Genomic DNA, 12,036 nt, shown 5'->3' with positions numbered 1-12,036 from the left:
GGGAGGTGCAACCGGCGGCTGCGAAGACCGCAGCCGCCAGAAGCGCCATTCCCAGGGATTTCGAGAGACCGTTATACATGGGATGTTTTCTTTCGAGAGCTATTTTTACCTAGGTATTCGGCTCGAAGTTCAGGACCAGGGCCGGACGTTTGGCAGCCGAGGCTTCCCGCGAGAAGAACCACATGTTGTCGGTTCCAGCGCTCTGCATCGAGAAGTTGATGTCACCTGCGAGCCCTGCCGAGATTGCGGCCGCGTCGAGCGAAATTGAGTACGACGCGTTCGGTGCCGTCGGACCGGTCAGCGTTCCCAGCAAGGTGCTGCTGGTTTGCGGGCGGTTGTTGTAGGTCGTCGTCGCCTCGGACCAGTCACCGGCCATCGCCACCGTCTGCTGCGGATCGGCGGACCCGGCAAAGGAATCCGCGGTAGTTGAGAACTTCAAGGTCGCCGACACGAGGTGCTGGCCCGCAGGAACCTGCGAGGACGCATTGAACCTCATGTAGGTGATGTAAGCCGACGTACCCCTGGTGGCCAGGGTCGTGAAGGACCCTGTTGCGGTATTCGGCGCTCCCGCATTCACGTAGGTGTCGGCGGTCGGTGTCAGCGTGAGCGTGACCGGCTGCGGGAGCGGGACCACCGTTGCGGATGCTTCGTTGGACGGGCCGCTGATGTTGCCGGCCTCGTCGGCGGCGAGAACCTGATAGTAGGACGTTCCGGCCGGACGGCCCGCGTCAGTCCAGCTGAGCGTGCTCCCGTTCACCGTGGCGACGAGGCTGGCTGCTGACGGGGTGAACCCGCTGGTATCGGAACGGTGGACCTGGTATGCCGTAACCCCGACGTTGTCGGTGGTTGCGTTCCAGGAAACGGCCACATCACTGGCATGTACCGCGGCCGCAACTCCTGTCACGGCCGCGGGAGCTTGTGTGTCGGGGACCGGCTGTCCGATTCCCTTGCCGATGTTGAAGTGATCGGTGACCTGAGCCGCCGAAAGCACCGTCGGGTACACGGCGAACTCGTCGATGGAGCCGGCGAAGTAGTTGCTCGAGGGCCGCAACGGCCAGCTGTTCAGCTGGTCTCCGCCAATCTTCCACGAACCCCAGTAGCCCTGCGCTGCAGTCTGGTTCGGCAGCGCGCCGATCTGGGTTCCATCCACGTAAAGCCGCATGCCGTCGCTGCCCTGCGTCGCCACGGCGTGGTGCCAGGCGTTGTCGTTGTAGGGCAGAACCGAGCTAACCGTCCTTGTGCCGTTGACGTAGACACCGTAGATCAGCGTGCCCGCGTTCGTCATGTAGAGGTTCCGGTCGTAACTGCTGCTGAGTCCGGGATTGGTACCGTGCCGGTTGGGCTGGCCACTGCCGAAGCCGAAGATCTTCCCGCCCCGGGTCGTGTTCGTCTTGAACCACACCTCCGCGCTGTAGACGGTGGGCGCATTGCCCCGATTCTGGCCGTAGGCGAATGCGCTCGTGCCATTGAACGTCGTCGAGCGGCTGGTGTCATTGGCAATGGCTCCGGTGTCGCCGGCAAATGCCGGTCCGCCATAGCTCAGTTCCAGGTTGTTGCCCGCAGAGCTGTCGGCGCCGACCGTCGGACCGTTGCCGTCAAGCCGCCAGTACGTACTGGCACCTGCCCCAAGGACAGCGGCCGGGTAGGCTGCGGTGTTCCTCGCTGTTGTGACGGCCACCGAGGCCGAGAGCGGACCGGTGTTGGTGCCGTCAGTCGCCCGGACGCGGTAGCTGTACTGCGTTCCGGGTACGGCTGTCTTGTCCGTGAAGGACACCTGGCCTGTCGACCACCACAGCGAGCTGGCATTAACAGTTCCCAGCGGGGTCGAAGAGCCGTTCCGGTAGACGCTGTAGCTCAGCTCCGAGTCGTCGTTGTCGAGGCTGGCCCGCCACCGGATCTGGTTTTCGCCGGCCTTGAGGCTTTCCGCGCTGACGTTGCTGGGCGAGGAAGGTGCCACAGTTCCCGGGCCGGGGCCGAACCTGGTCAGGCCCTGCTGGGCGGTGCCGTTGGTGGTGGTGAATTCGCCGGCGACCCAGAGCATGTCGCCCGAACCCCGATTCGTGTGGACGATGGCCCTGGGGCCAATGCCTTCACCAATCCCGTCGTTGGTATCAGGGCTCCACCCCAATTGGGGTGCCGGGGCGTTGACGCTCTGTGCCGTCAGGTGCTGCCGGACGCCGTCTGCCATTTCATTCATGGTCGAGCAGTCGTGCTCGTGGCTGGCGGCGTAGAGGACACCGCCGTAGACGTCCACCGCCTGGGTGGCTCCGAGGCAGGTGTCCCTCCACACCTGGTCATAGGTGTCAAGGCTGAATCGTGCCCGTCCGTCGAAGACGCCGCCTCCGGTGCCCTCGTTGCCGATGTAGAAGTTCTGCCCGTCGTCAACGATGGACTTTGTAAATGACGTGCGCGAGATGAACGTTGCGCCGTATGCCCTTACGTTCGCGCCGGTGTTCGTGTCGACAACGGCGATCGACTGGGATGCCACGCCGTTCACAGTTGCGAAATCGCCACCGAGGACGGCCACGTTGCGGCCGGCGGGGATGTCCAGCGCGCGGGCTGACGCGTTGACGGCCGGCGCCCATGGAAGGAGCGCGCCGTTTGAGTCCATGGCCGCGTAACGGCTGCGGGCCTCGGTCCCGACCGTTTGGAAGTCGCCACCGAAATAGACGGCGGTGTCGGTTGCGGCGATAGTCCGGACTGTGGCCGAGACGATTGCCGGCCGGAAGGTCGTGTCTACCGTGCAGCCAGGAAGCTTGACGGCAGCGATGCGGGTGGTGTTGACGCCGTTGATGGCCCCAAACAGACCGCCCACATAGAGCCGGCTGCCGTCCGGAGTTACCGCCAGGGCACGAACGGTTGTACCTGTGCCGCCCGTCACGGACAAGGCGCAGGAAGTGGGGTTGCCGGTGAACGCGTCGAAGGCCGCGAAGTTCACCGCATTTCTTGACTGGGCGCTGCCGGCGGCGGTGCCAGGAGGCCGGATCTGGGTGAAAGTTCCGCCGGCGTAGACAACACCGTTTGACTGGGCCATGGTCCAGGCAACGCCGTTTGTCTGCCAAGTCGGGAGGGCGTTGGCGGAAAACGCAACTCCCGGAGATAGAGCGAGCGCGGAGCTGCTGGTGGCAATTAACGGCGCCACCGCTAGCGCTATGCCCGCTAGAACAGCTGGGATTTTTTGACGCATGGAGTCCCCCCCGGTTACGTAATCATGAACTTCAGGGCTGAAGCTACCAAGATCAAATCAGCAAAGACCAAGGGCGGGAACGGTTGCTCCTACTAGCTTTTCCACCCCTCCTACTTGTCTTACTAGTCCCGCTACCTGCTTTAGCCGCCCGCCCACGCGTTTCTCCCCAAAGTGCTTTCCGTTAGGCAATAACACCCTCAGCATGGAATTGGGGGGACCAGCCCAGCGCCTCGACGGCCGGCCGGTGCCTATGACCTATTCGGCATTCGTGAAGAATCGAGTTCGTTGTGACTGTTCGTATCGGCTATGCATCCGGTGTCTACGATCTTTTCCATGTCGGGCACCTCAACCTGCTCAAACACGCACGGTTGCACTGCGACTATCTGGTCGCGGGAGTGGCTTCCACTGAAGCGACACTGCTCATGAAGAACAGAGAGCCTGTCGTGCCTCTTCATGAACGGCTTGAGATCGTCCGGAATATCCGGCTTGTCGACGAGGTGGTGGTCGACAACTACCCGGACAAAGTAGACGCCTGGCATGCCGTTGGCTTCCACGTAATTTTCAAAGGCGATGATTGGCGCGGAACAGAAAAGGGAAACCGCCTCGAAGCCGGCATGCTGGCGCTCGGCGTCGAGGTGGTGTATTTTCCCTACACCGTTCACACCTCCAGCACCCTGCTGCGGCGCGCCCTGAACCTGCTTGATAACGGCCTTGAAGACAACGAGTCATTGAAGGCGTGAAATGCAGGCAAATCGAAGTGCGGGGAAATCAGGAACCGGCACTGGGAATATTCCGGACAATCGCAGAGCGCTCTCCCGGCGCCAGGCCATCTTCCTTGGAGCATCGGGATTATTTCTGGCCGGATGCACGCCCGCTCGTCCGCCTGTTCAAGCTCCACCAATTCACACAGTAGCCACGCTATTCGAAAATGATCGTTTCATTGTGGCTCACCGCGGCTCAGGAGATAACTGGCCGGAACACACTATGCATGCCTATGAGCAGTCGGTAAATTCCGGTGTTCCGGCGCTCGAAGTTTCGGTGAACGCCACCAAGGACGGCGTGCTGGTGTGCCATCACGACCAAAGTGCGCTCAGGGTGACCGGGCAAAACCGCAAGGTCGCGGAACTTACCTATGCCGAGCTCAGCGGCCTCCGGGTCGATGCCCGCGCTTGGCTTGGTCCGTCGACGGCCCTTGAGCCCATTCCGAAGCTACGGGACGTCCTTGACCGGTTCGCGGCTTCGCATGTCATTTTCATCGAAGACAAACAAGGCACGAACACAAGAACGCTTCTTGACCTGATGGACAGCTACCCGAATTCCACCGAGCATTTCATCTGGAAGCAACCGGCCCCCGCCCTCCAGGTTGCGGCAGCCGCCAAGCGCGGCTACAAAACGTGGGGGTACTTCATGCCGGATGCCATTCCCCGTTTGGACGAGCTCGCCGCCGGATTCGATTATCTTGGCGTTTACCACACCGCCGATGACGCGACGGTCCGTAAGGTCGTGGCCTACGGCAAGCCCGTCATTTGCTGGGAAATCCATACTCGTTCCGCTGCCAACCGCGTGACCAGCCTGGGCGTTCAAGGCCTGATGTGCTCAAACATCCCCTATGTGACATCGGCGACCGCGGAATCTCAAGACACGTTCTCGACCGGTTCCCGGGCCGCCGGCGACCTTCCTTGGACTGTTGACCAAGGCTGGGGAGCCCAACCGGTGATCGACGCGGCATCGGCATCAGTAGTGCTGGATAAAAGCGAGAACTTCAGCTATCGGCTGGGTTCAATGGGTCCTGTCACGAAAGAGATCCACAGCATTACGTTCGAAATGTGCTGGCCCCAGGAACTTCCGTCGAACCTTCAGCACGCCGGAATCGCGTTCGGGCAACAGGATGACACCCCCTACCGGGTGTTGGTGCCAAGCAGCGTCGGGGGATATCACCTGATCATTCGGCCGGCCGGAGAGCTGGTCCTGTACCGGCGCGACCCAGGCAATCCCGCCGGCACACGGCTACAGACGATCGCGACATCACCCGTGAAGCCCGGGGAATGGATGCACTTCAAAATCGACGTTACGCCGTCCTCCATCCGGTTCTCGAGGGTAGACGGCGCGGGCTGGTCAGGAGAGACGATGGACCGGGAGTATCGCGGGGGCTACATCAGTCTCTGCAAGGATTACCCTGCCCCGGTCCCCGTCCAGTTCAGGGGTGTCACGGTCACCTAGACCGGATGCCCGGCAGGGCCGGCCACCCGCCGTGTTCTGCCGCGCTCACCGGGCGTCAGCAGCCCGCCGGAGCTCGACTTCCGCCGGATCGGGCCGATGCAACGACGATTCTGTCCGGGAACGGGAACGGGATCTCGACACAACGGTGGCGGTCCCCCCGACGATAACCGCGGCCGCGACTGCCAGCGCAAACGCCCAGGCGGCGCCAACGGTGCCGCCCGCATACGCCAGGGCAAGGGGCAGCACAAGCGTCAGAAGGGCCAAAACTGCCCGCATGAGCGTCGACAGCCTGTTCGCCTGGACGGACCTGTAGTAGGCCAGCAAGACGGTGTAGGGAACCATCGCGACGTATTGCACCAAGTAAGGAAGTCGCAGCCCGGACGCAGCCTCCCAGGATGCGCCGAGCACGAGGGCCCCTATGGAGCCCGGCAGCAGCATGACGGCCGCGCCCCACAGCCCGGCCATGGCTGCTACGACCACAGCCGTTTCGATCAGCCGCATTCGAAAGACCGCAGTGCCCTTGGAGCGCACGAGCTCGGGAATGACAGCCATTTTGATGGCGGAAAAGGCGGTGTTGAGGGGCGAGAACAGCAATTGCGCCGCCCGCAGCGCACCCACGCCAGCAGCACCCAGAGGCAGCGCCAAGAGATACAGCACGACGAAGTTGGACGCGTTGAGCGCTGAAAACTCCCCGAGATAGCGAAGCCCGGGGTTACGGTTGACCCCAAGCCAGCGCCTGCCGTCGCGCAGCGAAGGCAGCACCCGCCCCAGCAGGAGTCCCAGGACCAAAGCTGCCGCTGCGCCGCCGCCCCAGCACAGAACGACGGCCCACACGGCTCCGGTGGTGGCCGCGACAGCCACCATGGACGTGATCGACAAGACGGCCCACACAGCGTCGATGAGCAGCGCCCGCCATGGACGGTGCTCGCAGATAAACAAGTACCGGAGCGTGTCTTGGAGGAGCACGAAGGGCAGGCTCGCGGCGATGACAAACCAGATGAGGCGGGCCGATTGGTCAGCCACGACGGCGCCGGCCAGCAGCAACGGAACGGTGGCGGCTGCGACCAGTACGCTGGCACCCAAAACGCCACTTCTCACCGGGGCTTTAAGGGAGCCCGCGGCGGAGTATTTGACCAGCATTGTCTCTCCGATAAGCGCACGCTGGGCGCCCAGGAACAGGAGCAACCCCGCATAGCCCAAGGAGAACTGACCGAACTGGCCGGGGGTCGCGACGTTGGCCGTAATGGCTACCGCGACGAAGTTCGAGATGCTGGATACGGCCTGATCGCCGAAGGCGACATACCTGCTCAGGCGGGCCATCTAGTCCATCCTTGCCAGGGCACGGGAAAACTTCGCCACATAGGCGGCGCAGAAGACGCAATGGAAGATCGCCAAGGCCGCGTAGCTGGGCAGGAATATGTTGATCCACGGCACTGTCATCAGGGCCAGGCACGTCACGCCGTAGTCGACTGGCAACGTGAGGATTGATCGCTTTATCGAAGTTGAGGCATCGTGGCCGGGAGGTGACGGGCGCTGCCCCGCCTGGCGGGTCAGCTGATCGAACAGTGCGCCGGCGAAGAAGATTGTGGAGTTGGCGAAAAGGAACACGCCGCACAGCGCGGCCAGCTGCAGCGCCGGAATGGAAGTTGTGCGCAGGAGGAAGCAGAAAACGGCTCCGTGCAGGACGACGATCCGCCCGCTGTCCAGCACGTGGTCGAGCCACTCTCCCAATTTTGAGCTCCGTCCCTGGAGCCTTGCCAGCTGCCCGTCTGCGGAGTCGAGGACAAACCCGGCGGCGAGCACGGCTCCCACCAGCGCGGAACCTGCCCCGGTTCCTGCCCCGAGGGCCAGCCACAGCAACGCCCCGTAGGTAAGGAACGCCCCAGCGAAAGTCACCTGGTTTGGCCCGAACCGGGTGTTCCTGAGCGCGGCTGCGACCACCCGGCCGGCCGGCCGGTTGACGTACAGGCAGTACAGGGGCACCCCTTTCTTGCCCTTCTGCGCCAGGCTGAGCTCCCTGAAGGACTGGGCAAAACCGGGCCCTGCGGCATGTGGACGCTCGAGCTTGTCCGTACTCATTTCGTGTCACCTGGCTTTCGTTTGGCGCTCACGCTCAGAACAGCAATGGCCAGGGCGAGGATCAGCAGCCTCCCCATCGACTGCAGCAAAGAGCCGCGGAGCAGGATAAACATGTACCCGGAGAAGATGGCGACGCCCAGATAGCCCACCGATCCGGCGGACAAGGCACCCGCGCCGAAGCCGACGTCGAGCCTTCTGCTCAGCAGCCCCAGCAGGGCGAATGTGACCGCCACCCCGAGGACTCCGAAATTGATCCAGGCCTCTGCCCACAGCGGGGACGACAGGTTGACGTTGGCACTGCTCATCCACTGGCCGACCTCAACACCGCTGTCGAGCGGTTTGGTCGGCCAGACGACGCGCGGCACCCAAAACAGCACGGCGCCAAGGAACTGGTACCCCCAGGTCAGTCCCTCATCCCGGGTGAACCCAAGGGTATTCGCGAGCATGCTGAACTGGTCATAGTCCTTGGTCGAGATCATCCGCCACACCGAATCCGTCTGGAGCATGACGCCGGTCCCCGCTGCCCGGCGGGTGATGTCGCTTAGCGGAAAAAGGAAGATCGCCGCCACTACCCCGCCGACGATCGCCAAGTTGAAGAGGGCTTTGCGTGACCCGATGAGCGGCATGACCAAGCCGAAAAGCACGGCCAGCGTCCAGTAACGCGAGTTGGAGATCGGGTTGTTCACGACGACATTGAGCACCACCAGGCCGACTATTAATACGGAGTCAAGCAGGTTGAGGGAACTTCGGAGGACCCGGAATATGTGGATGTAGAAAATGAGCGCCACCAGGCAGGTTACGGAGCCGAAGGCGGAGATGATCGCCCGGGCGGCTTGTCCGCTGTCGGGGCTCACCTGGTCCAGGGCCTGGCTCGCCTCCTGCCGGCTGGCAAAGAACACGCTGATTCCGCCGACCTGAGCCACGTATATCAGCCCGCCCAGGATCGCGGCTGTCGCAAAGATCCTCAGGGTTTCCATGCTCCGCAGCTTGCGCACGGGCGCCGGGCCGCCCAAGTTCTTGAAGAGTCTGAGGTGATAGGCCAGGTCGAAGCTGACGCAGCCAAGAAGAGTGATGGCGGTTGCCGCGGACAAGGTCGAGTCGTCGACCTGGACAGCAAGGATGGTTGACGCGCCGGTCGACAATTGGGCCAGTGGAACCACGCCCAGGCAGACATAGACGAACATCCAGAAGACACCGGCTACCGGTCGCACCTGGTCTTTCCAGAGGATGGCACTCATGCGGAAAGCCGCATAGAGGAGCACCGAATATCGGATGAGGAAGTCAGTATCGCTGTAGGTGGCTTCCGACGTCGACCGCAGGATGAGCGGTATGGCGACGGCAAAACACAAGAAAGTCAGGATCGCCAGCGCCGCGCCGATTCCTGACTTCCTCTCGCCCGGCAGGCTGACCGGGCTCCGGAGGTCACTGCCGGCCAGCATCTATCGCCTCCGCATACAATCCCAGGAGACTTTCCGCGAGGGATTCGGCAGACCAGAGACCCAGGTGCAGCTCACGGGCCCGCGCACTCAGCCGGAGCCGCAGATCCTGGCTGGCCGCCACTGTGGCCATGGCTGCGTGGAAGGCCCCGGCCGTGGGCGCGGCGACAACCGCCGCGCCCGCTTTCTGCAAGGGCGCGGCCAGTCCACATTCCGAGGTCAGGATGATGGGCGTACCCACAGCCGCCGCCTCGATGATCACCATCGGGTAAGGCTCGTGGCGGGCGGGCAAAACGACGGCGGTCGCATGGGACAGCGCCGCCAGCACCTGGGGTTCCGTCAACTCCCCCGGAAGATCGAACCGGTCGCGGAAACCTGAAGCCTCGATCAAACGGTGCACGCTCTCCAGTTCGCCTTGGTCAGGTCCGGCAACCACGAACCGGGCTTCCGATCCCTCCCGCAGGAGGGCAATTGCTGCCTCGACGAACACCGTGGGCTGCTTGCGCGCCGCCAGCCGCGAAACAAACAGAAAGGTGGGGGTCTGCGGGTCTTCCCACACGGTGCCGGGGTCGGCTGTAGCGTTCACCACCCTGCGCATCTTCGTCCTCGGCACGCCGAGGGACTCAAGGTTCTTTTCTTCGGCCTCCGTCAGGGTCAGCCATAATTGCGGCGTCCGCATCGCCCGACGGAAGATCAGCGCATCGAACACCCGCAACCCGCGCGAACGCGGCGCTGCCAGCATGCCGTGGGCCTGCGCGATGACGGGAATGGCAGCACCGCGGAGCACCAGGGCGCTGAAGGTCGTGATGAAGTCGCGGCAGAGGTGCAGCTGGACGAGTGGCCGGCCGGCCGCCGAGCCAGCCCCCGACGAGTTCAACAGCGGCACCGCGGCGCACCAGCGCTGCAGTCTGCATGCGCGCGACCGCCCAGACGCCGCCCGCGACGGCCCCCGGGCCGGCCAGGCCGCCGATCTGCAGCACGCTCAGGGGCGGCCCCGACGATGCGCGATTTTCAGACATGCTCAGCCAGCCGGCTGCCGTTTTGCTGCAGTTCGCGGGTCTTCAGGCCGATCTGCCAGTAGTACGTGGCCAGGGCGACGGCGTAGTCCATGCCGGCCCGTCCGTCCAGGAAGCCGCCCCGGACGATGTAGCTGTAGACCCAGAAGGCAACTGGTTTGAACGGGACGACATCAAAGCGCTGGCCTTGCAGGCTTTTCGACGAGCGCACCGAGCGCCGCATGGCCGGGTCGGCATGGATGTAGGCCTCCCAGTCGGAGTACTTGTTGTGCCTGTCGAACCAGGTGCGGACCGGATCCAGATCGTGGTGTGCCAGCAGGCCCGCCGTGCGTCCCACCTCACCTGTCGCCTCTGGCTGGTAATGCACTTCCAGCTCTGTCATCACCGGGAGATTCACCAAACCAGTGTCCTCATAGCGGTTGAAGCCCCGCTTCAACAGCGAACGCTTGACCACCCGGTGGCCGTGTTTGAGGACCTTGCCAGCGAAGTGATAGGAGATGGGGATGTCGAAAGCCACACGGCGTTCCAGCGGATCCGAGACGATCACGGCGATTTCCTCGATCAGTTCCCGGCTCGGAAATTCGTCGGCGTCAAGGAACAGGATCCACGGGTGGCGCGTCGGCGCATGTTCAAGCTGCCACTGCTTCTTCTGCGGATAGGCCCCGTTCCAGGTGAAGTTGATAACGGTCGCACCGCCGGCGGCGGCAAGTTCCGCGGTCCGGTCGGCGCTGTTTGAATCGACCACGATGACCTCGTCAAAGTCGCTCAGTGCCGCCAGGCACCTCTCGATGCTCGCCTCTTCATTTTTCGTCTGAATCAGGACCGAAGCTGGTATCTTCTGCATTCACTTCCCCCTCGAGAGTGGATTGCCGATAGTCTTTGCGAATGGATTTTCTGAAGAGCACAAACAGGACCAGATCATCCTTCCGGTTCCGTCACATGAAAGAACTTGGATTTGGCCTGCTGGCCGTCGTGGCGGTCATGATTGCTGTGCTGGCATTCACCGCACGGGGCAACGGGGCCGCTCCCTCGCCGGCTCCAGCTGCCAGCACGCCGGAATCGAGCCGTGCCGCGGTCCCAAACGTTGACATCATCGGCGACTCCTACGTTGTTGGCTCTGACCAGGGTGGCTACGGAGCAGCAAACTGGGCAAAGATCGTCGGGTCCCGCTTTTACTCGGAATCCCATCCGGTCGACATGAACGTCATCGGCCATCCCGGAGCCGGGTACATCGTCAGGGGAACCGAGAAAGTCACGTTCGCCGAAGCCGCCACCACCAGCCTGCGCTCGACTGCAGATCTGGTTCTCGTCTTTGGGAGCAGGAACGACGGTAAGCAGGACCCTGCAACGATGGCTGCGGCTGCGACGGATCTCTACACAAAGATCCACGAGCGGGCGCCCCACGCGAAGCTGATCGTCGTCGGTCCGGCCTGGGTCAACGAGCGGGTGCCGGACTTCATCACCAGTGACAGCAAGGCGATCGCCGGGGCAGCGTCTGCCGGTGGCATTCAGTTCGTCGACCCGTTGAGCGAGCGCTGGTTCTTCGGCGCCGATTCCAAGCTCATCGGCGCCGACGGCGTCCACCCGACCGACGCCGGCCATCAGTACCTCGCCGACAAGATGTACGCGTTGATTTCCAAGACCCTGGCCACCATGGCTACCCCCTAGGATGCATTGTGCCATCACAGGACATCATTTCCCCGGAACCGTTCTCTGATCACTGAGGGGCCGGGCACCCGCCCGTAGACAGCATTCGGCGGAACCTCACCACGGACCACGGTGAGCGGCTCCACGACGGCTGACTGGCCAATGTGGGCTCCGCCGAGCACCATGCAACGCGAGGTGACCCATGCGCCATCGTCAATGTAAACGGGGCTGGTTATCAGGCCCATGTCGCTGCGGGCCCGGTGGCTTCCCGTGGTGATGAAGCATTCCTGTGAAACCACAGCGTTGGCGCCGATGTAGACATCGTCCTGGTTGTGGAACCAGACGCCCTCACCAATCCAGCAGCCGGACCCGATGTGCAGCTTCCACGGAAACTTGACGCGGGTGCGGGGCCGTAATGTGACGCCCGGACCGATCTCGGCGCCGAAAGCCC

The 12,036-nt window shown here is 63.2% G+C and carries 9 protein-coding genes and 1 pseudogene; 3 read left to right on the top strand and 7 right to left on the bottom strand.

All coding sequences use genetic code 11. The annotated features are described in order from the left end of the window. Positions 1 to 109 precede the first annotated feature (109 nt). Entirely contained in the window at positions 110 to 3,034 is a 2,925-nt protein-coding gene (locus LQV45_RS09720) for a DNRLRE domain-containing protein (RefSeq protein WP_230006833.1), read from the bottom strand. Positions 3,035 to 3,474: 440 nt separating this feature from the next. Here LQV45_RS09720 and LQV45_RS09715 point away from each other — a divergent pair, with 440 nt between their 5' ends. Together LQV45_RS09715 and LQV45_RS09710 are read left to right on the top strand one after the other, a co-directional pair. Further along, positions 3,475 to 3,927 carry an adenylyltransferase/cytidyltransferase family protein gene (locus LQV45_RS09715; RefSeq protein WP_230006832.1) on the top strand — a complete coding sequence of 151 codons (453 nt, stop codon included), beginning with the start codon at positions 3,475 to 3,477 and terminating at the stop codon, positions 3,925 to 3,927. Position 3,928: 1 nt separating this feature from the next. Beyond that, positions 3,929 to 5,407: a glycerophosphodiester phosphodiesterase gene (locus tag LQV45_RS09710; RefSeq protein ID WP_290370230.1), complete on the top strand. Its 1,479-nt coding sequence runs from the start codon at positions 3,929 to 3,931 to the stop codon at positions 5,405 to 5,407. A 45-nt stretch (positions 5,408 to 5,452) separates the two neighbouring features. Here the strand turns inward: LQV45_RS09710 and LQV45_RS09705 are convergent, their stop codons facing one another. From LQV45_RS09705 to LQV45_RS09685, 5 genes are all read right to left on the bottom strand, one after another. Beyond that, positions 5,453 to 6,727, bottom strand: a complete 1,275-nt coding sequence (locus tag LQV45_RS09705; protein WP_230006830.1) for a hypothetical protein — start codon at positions 6,725 to 6,727, stop codon at positions 5,453 to 5,455. Continuing rightward, positions 6,728 to 7,486, bottom strand: a complete 759-nt coding sequence (locus LQV45_RS09700) for a CDP-alcohol phosphatidyltransferase family protein (RefSeq protein ID WP_230006829.1) — start codon at positions 7,484 to 7,486, stop codon at positions 6,728 to 6,730. Beyond that, entirely contained in the window at positions 7,483 to 8,925 is a 1,443-nt protein-coding gene (locus tag LQV45_RS09695; protein WP_230006828.1) for a hypothetical protein, read from the bottom strand. The genes LQV45_RS09700 and LQV45_RS09695 overlap by 4 nt, the downstream gene beginning before the upstream one ends. Further along, positions 8,909 to 9,808, bottom strand: a complete 900-nt coding sequence (locus LQV45_RS09690) for a glycosyltransferase family 4 protein (protein ID WP_230006827.1) — start codon at positions 9,806 to 9,808, stop codon at positions 8,909 to 8,911. Before LQV45_RS09690 ends, LQV45_RS09695 begins: the two co-directional genes overlap by 17 nt. Before the next feature lie 125 nt (positions 9,809 to 9,933). Continuing rightward, positions 9,934 to 10,782, bottom strand: coding sequence for a glycosyltransferase family 2 protein (locus LQV45_RS09685; RefSeq protein ID WP_223915154.1), 849 nt, complete (start codon positions 10,780 to 10,782; stop codon positions 9,934 to 9,936). A gap of 41 nt (positions 10,783 to 10,823) precedes the next feature. Between LQV45_RS09685 and LQV45_RS09680 the strand changes: the two genes are divergently transcribed. Continuing rightward, the gene (locus LQV45_RS09680) at positions 10,824 to 11,606 is read left to right on the top strand and encodes an SGNH/GDSL hydrolase family protein (RefSeq protein WP_230006826.1); all 783 of its coding nucleotides are present in this window, start codon (positions 10,824 to 10,826) and stop codon (positions 11,604 to 11,606) included. A 14-nt stretch (positions 11,607 to 11,620) separates the two neighbouring features. On the opposite strand, the pseudogene LQV45_RS09675 reads toward LQV45_RS09680, so the two are convergent. Further along, a pseudogene (locus LQV45_RS09675) lies at positions 11,621 to 12,036 on the bottom strand (acetyltransferase); the annotation flags it as partial.

Source organism: Microbacterium sp. Bi128 (assembly GCF_918698205.1).
Note: the sequence above shows the minus strand (reverse complement) of the source record. Positions and strands in the feature narration are given on the sequence as shown.